18 protein-coding genes and 1 pseudogene are annotated in these 19,707 nt (G+C 40.6%); 9 read left to right on the top strand and 10 right to left on the bottom strand.

The window, feature by feature from the left end; translation table 11 throughout:
• Positions 1-163: 163 nt before the first annotated feature.
• On the bottom strand, positions 164-694 hold the full coding sequence (locus ABM313_RS19635; protein WP_434684849.1) for a hypothetical protein: 531 nt from the start codon (positions 692-694) through the stop codon (positions 164-166).
• A gap of 257 nt (positions 695-951) precedes the next feature.
• Here ABM313_RS19635 and ABM313_RS19630 point away from each other — a divergent pair, with 257 nt between their 5' ends.
• Positions 952-2,112, top strand: a complete 1,161-nt coding sequence (locus tag ABM313_RS19630; RefSeq protein WP_434684848.1) for a S1C family serine protease — start codon at positions 952-954, stop codon at positions 2,110-2,112.
• 222 nt (positions 2,113-2,334) lie between these two features.
• Here ABM313_RS19630 and galT read toward each other — a convergent pair whose 3' ends face one another.
• From galT to ABM313_RS19615, 3 genes are all read right to left on the bottom strand, one after another.
• Positions 2,335-3,345: a galactose-1-phosphate uridylyltransferase gene (galT, locus tag ABM313_RS19625; RefSeq protein ID WP_434684847.1), complete on the bottom strand. Its 1,011-nt coding sequence runs from the start codon at positions 3,343-3,345 to the stop codon at positions 2,335-2,337.
• 132 nt (positions 3,346-3,477) lie between these two features.
• Positions 3,478-5,007, bottom strand: coding sequence for an MASE1 domain-containing protein (locus ABM313_RS19620; RefSeq protein ID WP_434684846.1), 1,530 nt, complete (start codon positions 5,005-5,007; stop codon positions 3,478-3,480).
• 42 nt (positions 5,008-5,049) lie between these two features.
• Entirely contained in the window at positions 5,050-5,904 is an 855-nt protein-coding gene (locus tag ABM313_RS19615) for a Tab2/Atab2 family RNA-binding protein (RefSeq protein WP_434684845.1), read from the bottom strand.
• Between the two features lie 163 nt (positions 5,905-6,067).
• Here ABM313_RS19615 and ABM313_RS19610 point away from each other — a divergent pair, with 163 nt between their 5' ends.
• On the top strand, positions 6,068-6,334 hold the full coding sequence (locus ABM313_RS19610) for a hypothetical protein (RefSeq protein ID WP_434684844.1): 267 nt from the start codon (positions 6,068-6,070) through the stop codon (positions 6,332-6,334).
• A pseudogene (locus ABM313_RS19605) lies at positions 6,330-6,572 on the top strand (Txe/YoeB family addiction module toxin); the annotation flags it as partial. The gene ABM313_RS19610 and the pseudogene ABM313_RS19605, both read left to right, overlap by 5 nt.
• A 34-nt stretch (positions 6,573-6,606) precedes the next feature.
• On the opposite strand, the gene ABM313_RS19600 reads toward ABM313_RS19605, so the two are convergent.
• Positions 6,607-6,870, bottom strand: a complete 264-nt coding sequence (locus ABM313_RS19600) for a hypothetical protein (protein ID WP_434684843.1) — start codon at positions 6,868-6,870, stop codon at positions 6,607-6,609.
• Positions 6,871-7,130: 260 nt separating this feature from the next.
• Here ABM313_RS19600 and ABM313_RS19595 point away from each other — a divergent pair, with 260 nt between their 5' ends.
• From ABM313_RS19595 to ABM313_RS19585, 3 genes are all read left to right on the top strand, one after another.
• Positions 7,131-7,355: a DUF433 domain-containing protein gene (locus ABM313_RS19595; RefSeq protein ID WP_434684842.1), complete on the top strand. Its 225-nt coding sequence runs from the start codon at positions 7,131-7,133 to the stop codon at positions 7,353-7,355.
• Positions 7,339-7,656 (top strand): DUF5615 family PIN-like protein, encoded by a 318-nt coding sequence (locus tag ABM313_RS19590; RefSeq protein WP_434684841.1) that lies wholly within the window; start codon positions 7,339-7,341, stop codon positions 7,654-7,656. Before ABM313_RS19595 ends, ABM313_RS19590 begins: the two co-directional genes overlap by 17 nt.
• 89 nt (positions 7,657-7,745) lie before the next feature.
• Positions 7,746-8,675: a DUF4238 domain-containing protein gene (locus tag ABM313_RS19585; protein ID WP_434684840.1), complete on the top strand. Its 930-nt coding sequence runs from the start codon at positions 7,746-7,748 to the stop codon at positions 8,673-8,675.
• A 259-nt stretch (positions 8,676-8,934) separates the two neighbouring features.
• On the opposite strand, the gene ABM313_RS19580 is transcribed toward ABM313_RS19585, so the two are convergent.
• From ABM313_RS19580 to ABM313_RS19565, 4 genes are all read right to left on the bottom strand, one after another.
• Positions 8,935-10,500: a protein kinase domain-containing protein gene (locus tag ABM313_RS19580; RefSeq protein ID WP_434684839.1), complete on the bottom strand. Its 1,566-nt coding sequence runs from the start codon at positions 10,498-10,500 to the stop codon at positions 8,935-8,937.
• A gap of 177 nt (positions 10,501-10,677) precedes the next feature.
• Complete coding sequence (gene petE / locus ABM313_RS19575; RefSeq protein WP_434684838.1) at positions 10,678-11,052, bottom strand: plastocyanin; 375 nt, start codon at positions 11,050-11,052, stop codon at positions 10,678-10,680.
• Positions 11,053-11,196: 144 nt separating this feature from the next.
• Positions 11,197-11,706: a photosystem II cytochrome c-550 gene (psbV, locus tag ABM313_RS19570; RefSeq protein WP_434684837.1), complete on the bottom strand. Its 510-nt coding sequence runs from the start codon at positions 11,704-11,706 to the stop codon at positions 11,197-11,199.
• A gap of 90 nt (positions 11,707-11,796) precedes the next feature.
• Complete coding sequence (locus ABM313_RS19565) at positions 11,797-11,991, bottom strand: translation initiation factor IF-2 (RefSeq protein ID WP_281007127.1); 195 nt, start codon at positions 11,989-11,991, stop codon at positions 11,797-11,799.
• A 275-nt stretch (positions 11,992-12,266) separates the two neighbouring features.
• On the opposite strand from ABM313_RS19565, the gene ABM313_RS19560 reads away from it, so the two are divergent.
• Positions 12,267-14,120, top strand: a complete 1,854-nt coding sequence (locus tag ABM313_RS19560; RefSeq protein WP_434684836.1) for a C39 family peptidase — start codon at positions 12,267-12,269, stop codon at positions 14,118-14,120.
• A 251-nt stretch (positions 14,121-14,371) separates the two neighbouring features.
• Here ABM313_RS19560 and hisA read toward each other — a convergent pair whose 3' ends face one another.
• On the bottom strand, positions 14,372-15,136 hold the full coding sequence (gene hisA / locus ABM313_RS19555; protein ID WP_434684835.1) for a 1-(5-phosphoribosyl)-5-[(5-phosphoribosylamino)methylideneamino]imidazole-4-carboxamide isomerase: 765 nt from the start codon (positions 15,134-15,136) through the stop codon (positions 14,372-14,374).
• Between the two features lie 169 nt (positions 15,137-15,305).
• On the opposite strand from hisA, the gene ABM313_RS19550 reads away from it, so the two are divergent.
• A complete protein-coding gene (locus tag ABM313_RS19550) occupies positions 15,306-16,157 on the top strand; it encodes an ABC transporter permease (RefSeq protein ID WP_434684834.1) in 852 nt (283 codons plus the stop codon).
• A gap of 129 nt (positions 16,158-16,286) precedes the next feature.
• Positions 16,287-19,658, top strand: a complete 3,372-nt coding sequence (locus ABM313_RS19545; RefSeq protein ID WP_434684833.1) for an RNA-binding domain-containing protein — start codon at positions 16,287-16,289, stop codon at positions 19,656-19,658.
• Positions 19,659-19,707: the final 49 nt, after the last annotated feature.

Below are 19,707 nucleotides of genomic sequence, written 5' to 3'. Positions count from 1 at the left end.
CCAAGAGAATGCTGTTAATGTTATTACAAAAGTTAACTACGCGATCGACTCATCACATCGCTTAATGAGAACAAAAGCTTGGAGTGTTAGAGGTAAGGATGGGCGGCGCTTCGCGCCGCCCATCCTTACCTCTACTCTAGATCACTACCAAACTTACTGTAAATTATTTCCATTCACATAGTTGTGTTGGAGAAGTCATGAGCGGCTGTTGATATTGATAAAATCCCTCAGTATTCAGCTTTGCACCATTAAACAAAATCCATTCCGTCTTTCCGCCTCGATCCATAGCAGTACGCATGACTTTGCCATCTTGGAGAGACAAGCGCCCTTCTTGATCCCAATTAAATTCAGTGTTGGGAATACTAATCCATTGACTACCACCCCAAGACATTGCAAGAGCTTCGCCTGTAACCAGACTACCTTTCACCCTGCCTCGTACACAGATCAATTCATCCGTATGGGGGTAGCCATAATATCCATCCACGCGATCGCCTGTTTTGACAAAATTAAAACAGACTCCTGCGCCATTGCGCCAATCTTGGGGTTGCGGTTGACTACAAAACTGATAGTTACCATTTGCCAAAGTAGCGATCGCATTTTGAGCATTAACTCTATTGCCAGAGAGTAATCCACCCATTGAGATAGCTACTAAAATCACACCGCAGAACTTGAAGAGATTGTTCTTGCTAGACACAATTGCATCACCTCCTAAATAGGAAGTTGCTTATATCTATATTCTACTCCTAACAGAAGGCGGCGCTTCGCGCCGCTTTCTGTTGTTAACTGATGTTACGTGGAAGGAATTTCTGCAATACTGAAGGCTCGGGGCTGGCACGGGGGCATAGCCCCTACCGAAAATTTAAATTATTCAGGTAGGGGCAATCCCCCCGTGGTTGCCCTGCTGTGCTAGTAGCAAGGAATTTATACACTGAGTTCCACGTAACATCAGTTGTGAATGCAAACCAAATTGCGACAAATGGCTTAAACATTCATCGGAACTGTGCGATCGCCGCCCTCGTCAAAATTGCCAGAACAGGAATTATACAGACAGCAGAGAAGCCAATGAAAACCAGAGCGATCGCCTTGAGCGTAATAACCGCCTTCCTAGTCAGCATCCCCAGCTTTGGCAAAGTCGCGGCAGTATCCGCCGCACCCAATGATTTTGAGCCTGAAGAAAAAATCACAATGGAAGTCTATCGGTCAGCAAATCCTGCGGTAGTAACCATCAAAACCGCGAATAGCACTGGCTCAGGCAGCATCATTACCCCTGAAGGCTTAGTCATTACCAATGAGCATGTCATTCGTGACGCAAAAAATGGGCTGGTCAAAATTATTAATACTGAAGGAAAAACCTATAACGGACAGGTTCTCACCATCGATCGCAAAAATGATTTGGCTTTAGTGCGGATTAACTCTAGCGATCGCTTTCCTGCTCTATCATTTGCTGATCGCGAAAACATTCTTGTCGGTCAAAAAGTATTTGCGATCGGTAGTCCCTTTGGATTGTCAGGCACGCTCACCACAGGCATTCTCAGCCGTGTCGCAACCAATGGCGATCTACAAACCGATGCCAGACTTAATCCTGGGAACTCTGGGGGACCATTGCTCAACTCTCGCGGTGAAATGATTGGGGTGAATAAAGCAATTCTCAGCCCCGATGGACGATCCAATACAGGAATTGGCTTTGCCACAAGCGCCCCCATTGCCAAAGAATTTCTCACCCGTAGCGCCGCCATCATCAAACCCAATACTGTAGCCAGTCTGCCTAGTTCTCAGACGAAACCAGCACCTGCCCTATCGCCCCAAACCACAGCTCCAGCGATCGCCTCGGCACAAACCGCACCACAAACTACAGCACAGACTGCACCATTAGCAGAACGTCCTCAACTAGGAGTAATTCTCAATCCAGCGAGCCTCACTGTTTATGAAGTGCGTCCTAACTCTCTGGCTAGTCTCATGGGTTTAAAACGAGGCGATCGGCTTGTTGGTTTAAATGGCGCACCGATCAGCGATGCAAAACAAATTGTTGATTATCTAGCACAGCGTCCATCGACTGCAATTTTGACCGTAGCCAGAAATACAGGTATTACCAACTATCAAATCAAATTCTAAAACCGAAAAGAGAAATAGCGGCGCTTCGCGCCGCTATTTCTCTTTTCGGTTTTAGATAACTGATGTTACGTAGAACAAAGCTCGTCATGATTTTTCTATATCATCTTAAAAGAGGATTTGGAGACCAAATCCCTACATGTTTTTAAAGGTAGGGGCTTGGTCTCCAAGCCCTATCTCAGCGTTCCAATTATCAAGCACGCTCTAAGCAGAGAGCAAAGGTTTTTAAATTCGAGAAGACACATCGATCTCTCGTAAAAATTTAGCGCTATCCTCTGGCATCGCTGGATTAATATACATGCCACTACCTAGCTCAAAACCTGCTGCCTTAGTTACTCGTGGCACGATCGCTAGATACCAATGGAAATAGTCAGATTGCCGCTCATCGGTGGGCATAGAGCGAATTGTATAATTGTACGAAGGATTGTTTAAACCATAATAGAGCTTCGCTAGAACTGTTTTTAGACTATAGGCAAGATCCAATAATTCAGTGTCAGTAATATCGCCAAAGCAGGAAACATGTTTTCGAGGAAATACCCACAGATGGAAAGGAGAAAGCGCCGCATAGGGGATAAACGTGACAAAATGTTCTGTTTCTAAAACAATTCGCTCTTTTGCCTTTAACTCATCTCGGAGGGTATAGCAGAATAAACATTCACCCATATCATCAAAATAACTAGTTGCTTCGACCATTCGATAGCGAATCTGTGAAGGCACAACAGGCGTAGCCGTAATTTGTGAATGGGGATGCTCTAAAGATGTCCCTGCACTCTCACCATGATTTTTAAAAATGATGATGCTCTCAATGCGCTTATCTTCACTAATAGCGTTATAGCGCTGACGATACGCTCTGAGGATATTGATCACATCACTAATATCCATTAAGGCGATCGTCGCATTATGATCAGGATGTTCAATCAAGACTTCGTGATAGCCCACACCTGTAATCGAGCGATGAATACCTTCGCTATGCCGAATGCGATCGCCAATAGGAGAAAGCGCAGGATATTTATTCGGGATAATCCGTACTCGCCAACCACGTTCATCTTCTACACGAAAATATTCAGTTTCCGATGGATTTTCATTGCCCTTACAAAAAGGACAGCTATGTTTATAACTCGGCAATTCTGGAGGAAGATCATCATGCGATCGCACAAATTCATGGGGACGCTTCGATCTCTCTGTGGCAAAAATCACCCAGTCTTTAGTGATCACGTTTTGGCGAAGATGTGACATAGCAATTTACGAGGTTAGGGTTTTAGTATCGGCAGGGCAAATCACCACATAATCCTAGATTTACAGCTATTTCCGATCATTTGAAAGTCTTGCTTCGCAAGACTTTCAAATGATCTAATTTGGGCTTGAGTGCTAATCGCCATCAGAGAAAACTACAGATTGATTTCGCCCCTGCTGTTTAGCACGATAAAGCGCGATATCAGCTTGCTTAATCAGTACTGAACGCTCTTGATTCAGACTTGGTAACATACTAGCCACGCCAAGACTAACCGTAACTATATCGTTGTTATCCGAATTTTGGTGAGCAAACCCCAAATTTGCAATCGCAATCCGAATCTGCTCTGAAACTATGAACGCTCCTTGAGTATCAGTATTGGGTAAAATGACTGCAAACTCCTCACCTCCATAGCGTGTAACTAAATCAGCAGGACGAGATAATACTTTTTTGGCTGTTTGCGCGATCGTCGTTAGACAATCATCACCCATTTGATGTCCATAGAGATCGTTATAGAGTTTGAAATAATCAATATCAAATAAGATCAAAGAGATTGGTTGTACATCTCGTCTGAGTCTTTCCCATTCCATTTTCAGGCGATCGTCAAAACAGCGACGGTTGCCAACTTGGGTCAGCCCATCAATATTCACCAATTTTTCTAGCTCTAAATTTGCTTGTTTGAGAAGAGCTTCACTGCGTTGTAATTCTGTAGTTCTCTCAATTACTTGCAATTCAAGATTTTCCATTGCTTGTTTAAGAGAGGTCTGTGCTGCATTTTTCTCATCGATTACCGCAGAAAGAATTAACGATGTTAAGGCTAGCACCGCCATAAAAGATTGCAGTAGCAATAAAGATGCATTGGGTTCATTGGGAATATAGAGTCCATGATTTTTTGCCGTAGCTAAAATTGCAATTAGGGAAACTATGCTCACTAATAAACTTGCAAAAAAACTACCATACCGAAACACTGTCCAAATCAGAATTGGCAGAAATAGATAAGCTAAGGGATAGCCACTCACAAAAGCAATCCAGCTAACACCTAAAAATATACTCAGCCCTAATCCTATCTCCCAAGATTTATGCCAGATCTCTTTGTAAGAAAGGTTTTGCCATAGCAATATAGTCGGGGTAAAGATTAAATGTGGCAGCGCACTACCGAGCCACCAAGTCATCCAGCTAATGCCATAACTCGTCCATGGGATGATACCTGTTACGCAGAGACTAGTAATCCCAAAGGATGCCGATATAGTTGGTGCAAAAACTGCTGCCATAATATATAGGACAACTGTATTCACATGACTAAAGATCTGTTTGTGGGGTGAAAACCTTTTAATTAGATAAGTGGCAATCATGGGCTGTAGAACATTTCCACAAGCACAAGCAATCAGAATTAATACGAGATTAAAAATCGATAATGATGAGATTTTTAGTAAACCTGATGTCAGGGCATAGGTAGAGCCACCAATAATTCCTAAAATGACGCGATCGCCTAATAAATAAACTAGGGCTAATGTCATCCCCGAAGGAAACCACACTGAAGCAACTGTACCAGGCAAAGTTGCAAAGTCATGACTGATCCTTACCCCATAAGTATAGGCAATTGCTACTAACAGATTCAGAATAATAAATTTAGCAATTCCCCTCTGAAATAGCCAATTGCCTTTCATGTAATACCCTGTAAAACTATCAGGCTTTTCTGATTTTACAGTCTAAATCACCTCTTTTAGCATCCAAAATCCCGCAAAATGTTCTTCATCAGGATTTTTTTGTACAGCTAAGAAATGAAATCCCTGAGAATTTTGTTTAGCCTTCTCAAAGGAGGCTCCTTGGGCGATCGCTTCTTTATCCTTAGGTGCTTGCAAATTTGCCAAAACCCATTGTGCATCAGCACTTGCTTCCAATTGCATTTGTGTGCGATCGCCTAGTAAGTTGCGCTCAAACTTAATAAATACAGGATCAACACCCGACATCCAAGCCGCCAAAGCCGTTGCCCTTGCCGAAATAATAATAATTCCTGAAATGATGGTATCAGGATCAAGATGGCTGATATCCAGCAGTTCGCTAAAGTCCATCGACCATTCCTTCGCATCTGCGAAATCACCTGCCTTCAGCGATACCAAGATCCACCGCTCACCCATCAGCGCATCAGGAACAGGTTTGGGGGCTTGGGCTGCTAATACTTTTAATGGCAAAGGATTAGGATCAACAGCTTGAAATCCATCACGATTAGGATAAATGCTCGCCATTCTCTCCTCTAACCAAGCTGACATCGTAAATACTCGCCGTGATGCTTGTCCAGTTATACCTGCCAGCTTACAACCACGCATAATAATATTCGTCATGCTGGGACGGAAAAAGCGGATCTTAATCGGAGTTTGTCCTGTGCTATTTACGCAATCGGTGAGTTGCTTGGCTAACCATTCGGAGTTGACTTCTGTGGAGGGGCATTCGCGTACCCATTCAAACTGGCGATCGCGATCGCAGATCAGCAATTCCCAAACTTTTTTATTATTGCTATCCAGTAAGGGACGGGAATAAAAATCTAACTCCCAAATATTCGACATAACTTAATTTCTAACTTGACTTTACATAACATGGCTTTTTTCATGTTATCGCGATCGCTACCTCTAGAGTTTTTTAGGTGTGAGATTTTGACTAGGCGATCGCTAGATGTATAGATCTGCAAAAATTTATAAGCTATGCTTAAAAAGCAAGGAGGGCAAATGTATGACGATCAAAGAGCAATTAATTCGCGAAATTGAGCAAGCACCTGAAGCCTCGTTGATTAAATTTATGCAAATTTGGCAGTTTGCTAAGCAGTCGGGTTTTACAGCAATTAGTTCTGAGGATTGGGAACAACATCAGGAAACTTTGTTTGTTTTACAAAATGATGTTCTGATAAACCAGATATCTCGTTCTAGGGTAACCCATGAACAACGTCAAGGTTATCAGCCTAGCAAGGAAGAGATGGATGAGATACTTAGTTTAGGGTGATACATGGGAGGCTTATGAGGAACTCAGGCAGAAAGATAAGAACCTTCACAAAAACCTTTGTAAAATCATCAAAGAGTTACTAAGGGATGATCCTGCTAAGGGAATAGGGAAACCAGAGCCGTTAAAGCATAATCTTTCGGGCTTATGGTCGAGAAGGCTTTCTCAGAAAGATCGACTCATCTATAAATTCGATGATAAGTACGTTTATATATTTGCGATCGGTGGTCATTACGATTAAATGAATTCCAGCAAGAGGCATTCGGTGATCGCAACTAATGAGTGTTAGTCCCAGATGAAAAGCTGTAGCTGCTAGATGGAAAATTTGCCCACATTTCTTGTCTTACTTCAGCGATATCGCGATCGCTAATATTTGCTCCACGCCATAAACCTCGCAAGGATTGACGAGGTTTAGTTTTCACGGCAGTTAATTCTCTCTGTATCTCAGGAGTTACTTGGGCAATCAAATTAACTTTATCAACTAGTGAAAGCTGTTTTGCTAGCTCTAAGACATTTTCTAAAGTGACAATCTGAGTCATGGATTTAGACATTTTTTGTATGCCTTGATTTAGACTCTCCAATTTTACCTCAACAAATATAGAGTATGAATGTTATCTATCTATTCAAGCCTCTCGCCCATATCCCAAATGCAGGGGTTTTGCATTTGCGCCGTGATCGCAAATCTCTCCCCGAAAAAGGTGATCGCTAAGAAATAAATCCTAAAGAATCATGAATTTTATGATTTCATATTTTCGTTGTAAGATCTAAATTATGAGAGATCAAACATTGAGGCAACAAAATGGAAAATCAATTAATTGTAAGAGATCCTGAAATTCTCTCTGGAATACCTGTATTTAAGGGAACTAGGGTTCCTGTAAAGAATTTGGTTGATTATCTGGAAGCAGGCGACTCTCTGGAAGAATTTTTAGAAGACTTTCCAACTGTGCAGAAAGAAAAAGTAGTAAAGTTTTTAAATCTGTCAATTAAGTATTACTTGGCGCATGATTATGAAAGTGCTGCTTGATGAGTGCTTGCCAAAAAAGCTTAAACGAGAAATATCTGATGGTCATACTATCGTGACTGTGCCAGAGCAAGGATGGGCAAGCAAGAAGAACGGTGAATTACTGAGGCTTGCGGCGGGTGAATTTGATGTGTTTATTACGATTGATAATAATCTGTCAGCACAACAAAACCTCACTAAAATTGATTTAGCTGTGATTGTTTTATCTGCACCAAATAATCGATTAGAAACTCTCAAGCCTTTAGTGCCAAGAATTAAGGAAGTAATAGCAAGCATTAAAGTTGGCGAAATAGTCTATATCTAATCACGACAAAAAAGTATTTCACTTTTTTACTATATGTATAACGTGACATACTTTCTTGTAGACAATTAACACTATTTTTTGGGATTAGTATGGCTGTAAAACAACAACATTTTGTTCCTCGTTGCTATTTGAAAAATTTTGCTAACCATCAAGAGCAAATATTTGTTATGGATAAAGATACACAAAAGTCTTACCAGACTAATGTCAAAAACATTGCTAACCTTACCTATTTCAATGACTTTCCAGTAGAGTTTTTGTCTGAAGAATATAAAGAAAAAGAAAAAGAAAAATCTCAAGTTATAGAAAAAGAGTTGTCTAAATACGAAACCAAATTTAGTAATTTTTTGAATGAGATGATAACCCGTCTTGAAAATATAGAGAGATATGCATATTCTAATGAAGTAATAGATCAAGAGCTTAAATCTCATTTTTCATTCTTTCTAGCTTTACAGTTAGGTAGAACAATGAATCAGAGGCAGAAAATTCAAAATACGCTCCAAGATATAAGCGATCTTAAATCTAAACTTGACGAGTCTTCGACTAAAAAACAAGGATGTTTAGATTTTTCAATTCCTGAGCCAGTAAATCCCAATCAATCAATTGATTTTAATGACTTAATTAGATTTAGTGTAGAAAAAGATGCTAATGCTCAACACTTATTTCTTATTGTGGACATTCTTGATAAAGGTCTCAACTCAAATATCACAAAAATTTTTGCAAACCATATATGGTTATTTGGGATTAACTCTACCTCTATACCACTATTGACTTCAGACAACCCGATAGTTATTAAACCTTATCAAAATCATGGCTTTGGTATCGATTCTTATGGAGTACAAGTTGCTTATCCGATAAGCCCTAAATACTTATTAGTCATGCACGAAAATAGCTATTGGAGTGATTTAAAAAGTTTTGATAGAAAGAGCGTAAACTTGACAAAAAACTGTGTAACATCTCACAACAAATTGCAGAAAGATCAATGTTATAGACAAGTTTATAGTGTTGAAGATTTTTCTTAAATCTAATTCGTAGATATTGAGTTATTTGCGAACATCTTATTTGCCCTTGTCACTAGCATAAATTGTTAATTTCAATACCCATATTCCGATAATTATAGGGAGCAGGATTTACACAACAGTCAATAACAACAAAGCAATTAGTATCACAATCACGCAACCTTTGTTATTAGTGATCGATTCAGATTTTGGAGATGCTACGGGCTTAGATGTAACCTTGTGAGAACTTGATTTAGAAACATTTATTTAGATGAGTAGAGATTTATTGGAGAGAAGAGGGTTTTTCGAGAACTTTTTGAGCTAAAGAAGATAATATTCCAATACTATTAGAAGTTCTTATGTCATAGAATAAATTAGGTAAGCTTGCATATGGCGCATTTTTAGCATTATTCGTTTTATTCATAAATTGATCATAAGTTACTTCTTTAGCAATTAACTTTTTGGGATCATACCAACCAATCCTTGTAAGAAAAAGATGATAAGCTTTTTTGTCATACTCTTCAATCTCTCCACCGCACTCAAACCATACTTTTACTTGACAGCTAAATCCAAACTTTCTTGCACTGTAATAAAGCCATAGTTGATCAATCGTCAAAAGATCAGTATGTGGAAAGTTATTCATATTTACATTGGTAATCCAACGTTCTTGTTCTCTTTCTGTAATTTCTAGGATAATTTCAGTTGTGAGCTCGTTTGCGGCTTCCCAATCTTTCTGTTTTAATAGAAATTCTAATTCACTGTAATCGACATTTTTATCTGATCGCAACTCAACTGGGGATTTAGCGACATTCTGATTTGAAACAGGATTATTAGAAGATGTTGTTTTTGTTGCTTGTTTATTCGGTATAGCTGAAGGTATTGAAACTCCATGTTCTACCTGTAAATCTTCCCCTTTAAAACTATAAACAGAAGAAGTACTGACTGTATTTGATGTTTTTTGCCCAATACGCAACTCTTGTAAAATCTCCATAACTGAACTTGGTCTTTCCTTGACCCTATAAGCAGTAAGCCGATCCAACAACTTCCCAAACTCATCACTCACCACCTTCCCATTCAAAAACTGTCGCCATTGATATTCATTTTCCAAAACGTCATAGAGCGTAAACGGTTCCACATTCGTGAGCAAATGTAAACAAGTCACACCCAACCCAAACAAATCGCTCTGAAATACCGACTTACCCAACATTTGCTCAGGAGCGCCATAACTCGGCTTTCCGATGCCCGTCCCCGTCTTTGCCAATAACGTCGCCGTTGCGTGCTTTGCCGCCCCAAAATCTACCAGCACCAACTTTTGATCACTGCGCCGCCGAATGATATTGTCTGGCGAAATATCGCGATGAATTACCGACTTGCCATGCACAAACTCCAAGATTTGCAGCACCTCCACCAACACATCCCGCACCTGCTGCTCACTAAAAGCACCAACTCGCGATAGTTCCTGCTCTAAAGTCTCACCATCGATAAACTCTTGGATGAGATACTGCTTACCCTCATGGATTGTGAAAGATAGAAGTTCAGGAATTTGCGGATGCTTACCCAAATCATCAAGCCGCTTTGCCTCCTGCTCAAATAACCTGACTGCGACATCCAAAGTCCCTTGACTCGCATTAGGATTGATCGTCTCAAAAGCAAACTGCTTAATCACACAACGAGGCTGTGATGGCTTCGACTCATCCTGAGCCAAAAAAGTTTTACCAAATCCCCCCTGACCAATTACCTTCAAAGCGCGATAACGCTCTTGAATTTGCAACTTCGCGCCGCATTGACTACAAAACTTGGTTGTTATTGAGTTTGAACGATCGCAAGCAAGACAAAGACAGTTACTCATGCTGAATGAAATTTTTTGGAAAGCTATCTTTGATAATTATGACATTTAGATAGGATGATGATCCATCCTCATCAATTACCTCAAAGCGATCGCTGTACAAATAAACTCCAACAAAAAAAGAGGAGCAAACAATGTTTGCTCCTCTTTTTTGTCAAATAAGCTCAGTTATTAATTGAACTATTGGACAACCACTTTGCCTGCCATACCAGCACCACGGTGAGGAGAGCAGTAGTAAGAGAACTCACCAGCTTCATTGAAGGTAGACTCTAGCTCAGCCTTAGGCTTTTGAGCTAACTTCTTGTGAGAAAGTTCTTCATGACCATCAAATACGATGTTGTGAGGGAAAGCCTTGTTGTTAACCCATTTGACAGTATCGCCAACCTTGATTGTGACTACTTTAGGTTCAAATACTAGTTGACCACCATCAGAACCCATCTTCACGGTGACTGTATCAGCCGACGCAGGAGAAGCGGTGATGAAAAGGCTACCAACAACAAACAAAAGGCTAGCGATCGCTAGACCTAGCTTTTTCGCAAAGGAAGAAATATTCATAATTAACTACCGACTAAAATTCAACTTGACCTGCACTAATTCGACTCGACTCGAACTAAAGCAACTAAAACACGTAGAGAAAAGCTAAGAGCATCAGCTTTTTGAAACTAAACTGTGACTCGACTAAAAGCACAGATTTCTAGTTTAATAATATACCTTGCCGCCGCCCCAGCCGATACCTTTAACCTTAGGTTCGTAGAGGATATAACCTGCAATTAGCTTGAGGTCATTGTCGGTAAGACCACGCATGGTGGGGAAAATATCAGTACTCTTGAGGCTAGGGTGAACATCATAGATTTCAGTAACACCATCATAGGTGGTAGGCTTCTTCATGAAATCTACCAAACCAAGGACATTGTTACGCACTGGATAAGCACCAGCCAAGGATTCGGGCGAAAGATTGACGTTAGGATTGGTAAAAGTTGCGCCGCCAAGGTGACAGGTAGCACAGGCATTAGAGAATAATTTCTTACCCTTAGAAATGTCTTTTTGAGTCAAGACAATATTGGTAGTTTCGTTAAGGGGAACTGTACGTAGTTCGATGGGAATGTCGGCAGCACTGACGCTAGAAGTAAAAAGCTGGAAGGCTAGCATTACGAATGCGATCGCCACCGCTAAATATTTAAAAGAATTTTTGTTCATAATTACGGACATAACTTAATTTATCTAAGTTTATCTAAAAGAATTTAACCTAATCTCAAAGATTTATTGCGATTTTGCGATCGCGATTACTCTTTAGATTTTTTAGGGATTTTTGGAAGAGATTTTAGAATTTTGGGCTTCGGATGCCATGATTACGGCTTTTGCGTCTTCCAAAGCGAGTTTGGTTTCGGCATCTTGGTATGCGATCCCAAGACGATCGCATAATTTAAAAACAGACTCAAGGGTGAGTTTGTAGTCTTCCGCGATCTCAGCGATCGAATAATCAGCAAAGCCCATAACAATACTCTTATCTAGTTAATTCTAGAGACGTTTGTGCTATTTTCTCATGCAAAGGGGAGACAAAACCTAAAAAGTAAAGGCGGCGCGATGCACCGCCTTTACTTTTTAGGGCTTAACTAAAATGGCTTTAACTTACAGCAATTACAGATCAAACGAACCACAAGAAAATTTTTGAAAGTGTTGCAAAGCAACACTTTCAAAAATTTTCTTGGTTTGGGTTTGAGCGCGAAGTGCTGTTGGATAATAAAGACAGTAGTAAACAGTGAACAACAATGACAGACGCTTCTAATAATTCACCTGTTGATTTACCTGTTGATGTTGTAGTTAAGGCGGCGATCGCCGTTACCCAAGCACCCAATGAAATCGAGATTAATCGTGAAATAGCGATCGCAGGAACAGCAGATTTTTCTCAAGTTTTACAGATTCTGGTCACCTTACCCAACGAGGCTACAGTTGCCGTGCAACTTAACCCCACGATGGGTACTTGGCAGGCAAAAATTGCGGCGGGTTTGCCCAATGCCTCAGCAACATTTTTGCGGGTGCGGGCTATCGGCGCAAACAATCAGCTTTTAACGGAGCTAATCGTCAACATTTTAGTCAAACTACCAACAATTTCACTGGTCACCAAGCAAGGAACTCTCTTCAAAACCTCACCTGCGGATTCTTCGACCTTACCACCCAATGCTAAGGTCGAAGTGCTAGCTGGGCAAACCTTTGAAGTCCTGCGTTATGGCGCTGTTGATGGACATATTAAGGTTTTGCTAAAGCAGCCGATCGCCCCTGTCGGGGAGTTTGGTTATTTCTACGCTCTTCATGTAGATTTGCTTGCACCAATTACACTCACAGTCAAGCAAGACACGATTTTCAAGATTTCTACAGCAGCTTCACAAACTTTACCCTTTACTCAAAAAGCTGAAGTAAAAGCAGGCACAAAGTTTTTGTTAGATGGGAACTACACGATCGCGGATAACCATATTCGAGTCAAACTAGCCCAACCGCTAGCCCCCGTTGGACAGGATGGTTACTTTTTTCTACCCCATGTCGAATTATCAAAACTAGGCGAATCCCTTGATTTTTCTAATCCTGCTGATGTTAGCAATATTCAAATAAAAGGGGCGATCGCCACAGTGATCACTGACACTTTTTTGAAAGCATCTTCACAGGATGCCAGTAGACTCTCCAATTCACAAAAAATCATGGTCAAGGCGGGTACGACCTACCCGATTAGTGGCTATGCTGCGGTTAATGGTCATTTTCGGGTGAAGTTTACCTCAGAGGTTCCACCCCTTGGGGATGTGGGCTTTTTCTTTGAGCGACATGTCAGCATTACCAAAAATGGCAAAGCGATCGCCTTTGACCCAGACATGAAAACTCTGACTATCAGACAAAATACGGTATTCAAAAAACGCCCGATCGATTCGCGCCAGTTAGCAGCTAGTGAGTTAGCACCTCTCACCGCAGGCGATGTTTTTGGAGTCGATAGCTATAGTCTTACCGACATCCATTTTCAAGTCACCTTAAATGAAGATGTACCACCGCTAGGAAAGTCTGGCTTTGTATTTGCGGGACATGTCAATCTCAGGCAAGGGAATAAGGCGATCGAGTTTACGCCCAAGCGCAAGGTTTTAGGTGTGCCCTATTTTTCGCAATTAGATAATCCTCGCGATCCTTTTGTCACCTGCAATGTTACTTCGATCGCGATGGTGTTAGCTTTTCATGGCAGGCGATCGCGCAATCCGCGCCAACAACTAGAGGATGAGCTGTATCAATGGATCATCGATCGCTACGGTAGACAGGCGCGTACCGATAATTCAGTTATGCAAAAGCTCTATCAAGCCTATGGCTTTGGTGGCGGCTTTAGTACAACTCGCACATGGGCACAAATCAAACAAGAACTCATCGAAAATCGTCCCGTTGTAATCGGTGGCTACTTTACCCACGGCGGACATATCATTTGCATTATTGGCTTTGATGAACAGGGCTATATTGTCCATGATCCCTATGGCAACGCCCTCACAGGTTACAGCCAAACTGAAGGAAAGGGTTTGCGATATCCCTACATCTACATGCGCGACATGTGCGGTGTCGATGGCGATGTCTGGGCGCATTTCATCTTGCCCCGCTAATTATAGCTATCGCCAAATAAAGAATTGATTGGCGGCGCGGAGCGCCGCCAATCAATTCTTGGGTTTTGATTTTTCCTAATAAAACGTAAGTTCGACGAAGGCAAAAAATGGTAAGAATCGCTAAGCGATTCTTACCATTTTTTGCCATTTGCGGCGTGCTTCGCACGCCGCAAATGGCTATATCGAACTCACGTTAATAAAAGTGACTGTAGCTATAACTATAAAAGGAGTCGCTTCGCGACTCCTTTTAATTAGGCGATCGCCGATCCATCGATCACATCTTGCCAACGTCCGTTACCCACAGCCCGAATTGCTTCTTTAAGTTGAATATCGCCTGTATAAATCGCTTTACCAACGATCGCCCCTGTCACACCAACTGACTCTAGTGAGAGCAGATTCAGTAAATCCGTAATCGAGCTAACACCACCTGACGCAATCACAGGAACATCGACATTTTCGGCAAGTTGACGCAAAGCTTCGATATTTGGTCCCTGCATCGTACCGTCACGATGAATATCCGTGTAAATAATTCCTGCGATACCCACAGAAGTCAAGCGTTTGGCTAGATCCACAGCGATTACTTCCGATGTTTCCAGCCAGCCTCTCGTCGCTACCTTGCCATTACGGGCATCAATCCCAATCATGATTTGTTCAGGAAATTCCGCGCAAATATCGGCAATTAGTTGGGAATTCTCGACTGCGGCTGTTCCCAAAATCACCCGACTTACGCCTGAGTGCAACACCGATAAAATACTTTCGCGATCGCGTAAGCCACCGCCCATCTGCACCCGCATCGGGATGGAACGGGCGATCGCTTCGATTACCTTCAAATTTTGGGGCTTTCCTTGCTTTGCACCATCTAAATCAACTACATGCAAATACTTAGCGCCTTGACTGTACCAGCGTTGGGCAACCTCTACAGGGTCTTCACCAAATACTTCTGACTGTTGATAATCCCCTTGATAGAGCCTGACACAGCGTCCATCTAAAATATCAATTGCGGGAATTACATCCATAATTTTTACCTACGATCCCAGAAGCTTATTTTAGCTAGATTTAGCGATCGCGGTATAGTACAAATCAAGGAAAACCAATTTATCGGTTTCCCACCTTAGTCAGGGAACCGATAAATTGGTTTTTATTCAGTTTTTAGTTAATATTTGCCAAACTCCAAATTTGTCCCCTATGAAATCGCCTAAGCAGTCAGTATCGCAACGATTAATGTCTATTGGTGTCGTGATTAGCGTTGTCTTTTTGCTGATGGCGATTCTCGCACCGCTCCTACAAGCCGTAGGGGTATTAACAGATCCTAGTGAATTTCTCAGCAATGGTATCCATGAGCCACCCTCTGCTCAACATTGGTTTGGCACAGATTTGCAGGGGCATGATGTATTTACAAGAACGATCGCTGGTGCTGGTGTGGCATGGCAAGTGACGATCGCCTCAACGGTAATTAGCTTAGCGATCGGCGTACCCTTGGGAATGCTAAGCGGCTACAAAGGCGGATGGTTGGATCGCGGTTTAGTATTCCTCATGGATGCTCTCTACACCTTGCCAAGTCTATTGCTCTCGCTAACGATCGCCTTTGTGGTCGGTGCTGGTGTCTGGAATGCAGCGATCGCCCTCAGTGTTGCCTATATTCCCCAATATTTTCGGGTGATTCGCAACCAAACTGTCAGTACCAAAACCGAGGTTTATATCGAAGCTGCCCAAGCGATCGGTGCGGATACAAAAACAATCTTAATGAAATATCTCGCGCCTAATGTAATCCAAAGCTTACCCGCCATTTTCACCCTCAACGCCGCCGATGCGATTTTAACTCTGGCTGGTTTAGGCTTTTTAGGTTTAGGCATTCCCGAAGATGTCCCTGAATGGGGTCACGATCTCAAGCAAGCTCTCGACGCACTCTCGACTGGTGAAAATATCTGGTGGACAACGATTTTCCCTGGTTTGGCGATTACTTTTATGGCGATCGGTTTATCTCTAGTAGGTGAAGGCTTGACCCAGAAACTTAGTAGCAAGAAAACTGAAGGTTAGCTATATTTTATACCAACTAAATAGCTCTATTTTTCTTTTGAATAGACAGAATCAGTATATTTAAGAAAGAAAACCTGAGTTATTAAAGCTAAACTTGAGATAGCATAAACTCATAATTACAATTTGCCAATGCCTGACCCCAGAGACGTTTTTGAGCATCCTTTAGGATATTGGGATTTTCTAATTGCCTCAGACGATACTAAGTTTGAGGGGCAGTTCTTTGACCGAAAAGAAGCTGGGCGGGCTAAATTAGGTCAAGTTTTTAGGGATAATGACTTAAATAAGGCAATGGATAGCATTAAAGAATGTGTATCTGCATTTGCCAATACAAATAAATCGGGAAGTCTCTTAGTTATTGGTATTTCTAAACATGGTGAAGTTAAAGGACTTAACCATTTGTCAGATAATCAGAGAAGTACATTAACAGGGTTTAATGCCTTATTATCCGATCAAGCTGCTCAAGCCAAGTTTTTTGAATGTACTAATGATAGTGGTACTCAAGATTTTATTTGCTTAGTTTATGTGCCATATACATCGAGACGAATCTGCCAAACTGTGGGTAATCGCCCTCGTGTCTGGAAAAGACAAGGCTCACAAAATATTGAACTCAGTGACTTACAGATAGAACAACTACGTAGAGACAAAGGAGTTGTAGACTACGAGCAAGCGGATTGTTGTGACTATGATTCTAGAGATTTAGATCGCGCGGCTTTCCAAGAATTTCGCAAAGCATATTTATTAGACGCTTCTTATGATGATGATACCGACGAAAAGATTCTCTATGATTTGGGTGCAATCAATAGAAGTAGCTCAGGATATACTTTTACAAATGCTGGGCTACTTTTTTTTGGAGCAAACCCTCAGAGAGTTCTAGCTGCTTGTTATATTCGACTACTTAGATTCGAGACAGATGTTGAAAATACTCAGGATAGAGGCTTACCCACTTTTGACAGAAAATTTACAGGGTCAATTACCAAGCAAATAAGAGATTTAAGAACTTTTTTTAAGGAATCAGGATTCTTTAAACTTTATCAAAAAAGAAAACCTAATGGAGGTTTTATTGAGGAACCAGAGTATCCTTATGATGCAATTGATGAAGCTATTGTTAATGCAGTAGCTCATCGTGATTATGCAATAGGTTTACCAATTGAATGCGAATCTTATAGAAATGCTTTCGTTGTAAGAAATTCAGGACGACTTCAGCAGCGGAACAAAGATGTTCCTGAAGAATTCTCTTTAGAAACTACTCGACTTGATTCTTCGCCTCGAAATCCAAAACTTATAGAATGGCTAAAGATGATGCGTGATGAGCGCGGAGCGGAGTTCGTTAAGGCACTCAGTGAGGGAACAAGGCGTATGAGAGATGAGATGAAACGCCTAAATTTGCCTGCACCGACATATAGGATGAGAGAATCTCAGACATCTGTTATTTTATTTAATAATGTTTTGGAAAGAGAAGCTAATCTTCGATTATCAGCAATATCCGAATCTACTGAATTCTCAAATCTATTTCCTGTGACTTTTATATCTGATAGTGACGAGACTTTTAGTTTAGACGATGTTTCTGATCGATATAGAGATATTATGGCTAATCTAAAAGACTCTCTCTCCAGTCATGACTGGTATATAGACAGCTTTAAGTTCAGTAGATTAATCGCTCATCGTCAGAGAATCTACATTCCTTTATCTACTTCAGTTGATAAATTTATTAGATTTTATCCTGCTTATATATTTCAGTTACGTCAATACTCAAAAAGTTATTATTTATGTATTGATTATACATTAGAAGTTAAGAACATTAAAACTGTCAAAGATATTCTTTCTTATTTTTCTTCAGATGATTTAATTGGTAAAACAGCAGTTGTCAGGTGGGATGGTTGGGAGCGTGGAAAGATCATTTCTTTTGATGCCGAATGGACAACTGTGCATTTATTTGATTTTAATCAAGAAGTTAAGATTGCAAGTAATAAGGTTATTCCTAATCTATCAAGAACTCAAATTGAGCATATGCTCAAACAAAACAATATTAGATTTGATTTATCTAGGGCAATCAAAGAACATAGTTTGTCTCTAGAGCCAAATTCTTCAAAAATTCGGGCTGAAAAAAGTCTAGCAACAGCAGTGGATATAGCCAAAGAAATATTTCCATTAAAAGTAAATGGATTTTGGTGTCACTTAAAATCCGAGTCCACAGCTTTACATAGACAAAACAATTCCTTTAGTGGTTTGCAGGTTCGTAGCATCCCAGAGCCAGAAGTTGAATTTAGTCATCGCCGTGAATCTAAAGATATTCGTGATGGTATTACAAAGTTTGGAGCTTATAGCAATGCAGAAAAAAAAGTTGAAATTATTCCTGTTTGTAGTTCAGAATTACGTAGTAGGATGGCTAATCTAATTGAGCGTCTTAAAACTGGGAAATATAAATATCGGGGTTCAGAGCGTACATTTGGAACTCGATTTACTTACTCTTCAGTTGTCACACCTGTCTCAGTTGAAGATACTCTAAATGAATGTAGAAGAATGCTTGATGAGCATCCTGAATGGATTGGAGATGATAGACTTAGCCGAATATTTCTTATCCATATCCCAGAAGGCTCCTACGCTATGGATGATGAACAGTCTCCATACTATTCTGTTAAAAGGTTTCTACTTGAGAAAGGAATTCCTTGTCAAATGTTAGATACCCCAACACTACTGAACCCTGATTGGAAAGATCTTAATTTGGCATTAAATATAGTTTCTAAGTGTGGGATTACACCTTGGGTTTTACCAGGAGCTATACCAGATGCTGATTTTTTTGTTGGTCTTTCATATACACAAAGTAGACGAGACAATTTTGATCGTCTAATGGGATATGCGAACGTTTTTGATCAATATGGTAGATGGCAATTTTACTCTGGAAACATAGATACTTTTCCTTATGGTGAAAAGCTTCAGTATTTTAGTTTGTTAATTGAACAGACCTTGAATCGGCTTTCAATATCTGAAACTCCAAGCATCTATTTTCATTATTCTGCTAAGTTTTCAAGAGATGATAAAACAGCAATTCTTGAAGCCGCTCGAAAAATCAGACCACAGGGTAAATATTCATTTATATGGATAAACTCACACCATAATGTCAGACTCTATGATAACCGTGCAGAAACTGATGGAAGTTTAAGTCGAGGCAGCTATGTAATTACATCCCCCAACCAAATCTATCTTTCAACGACTGGGTATAATCCTTACCGTAAAGCTCTTGGTACACCTGTTATGCTTGAAATCAATGTAAGATCTGAGTACCCTGATGGATCTCCTAATACTCCTCCAGATTTGAGAGCAATAGCTGCACAAATATTGAGTTTAACTAAACTTAATTGGGGATCTACTGATTCATTATGTGGTGAGCCTATTACAACTAAATATGCAGGAGATATAGCATATTTGACATCCGCTTTTCTCAGACAAGGAAATCATTTCCATTTACATCCAGTTTTAGAAAGAACACCTTGGTTTATTTAGAATCTATACTTGGCAAAGTTGTAGTCTTAGTGCAATCTCAGTCTATCTT

It is taken from the genome of Pseudanabaena minima str. Chao 2107 (assembly GCF_051131155.1).
Lineage (GTDB): Bacteria > Cyanobacteriota > Cyanobacteriia > Pseudanabaenales > Pseudanabaenaceae > Pseudanabaena > Pseudanabaena minima.
The sequence above is the reverse complement of the archived record's forward strand: the minus strand, read 5'-3'. Positions and strand labels throughout refer to the sequence as shown.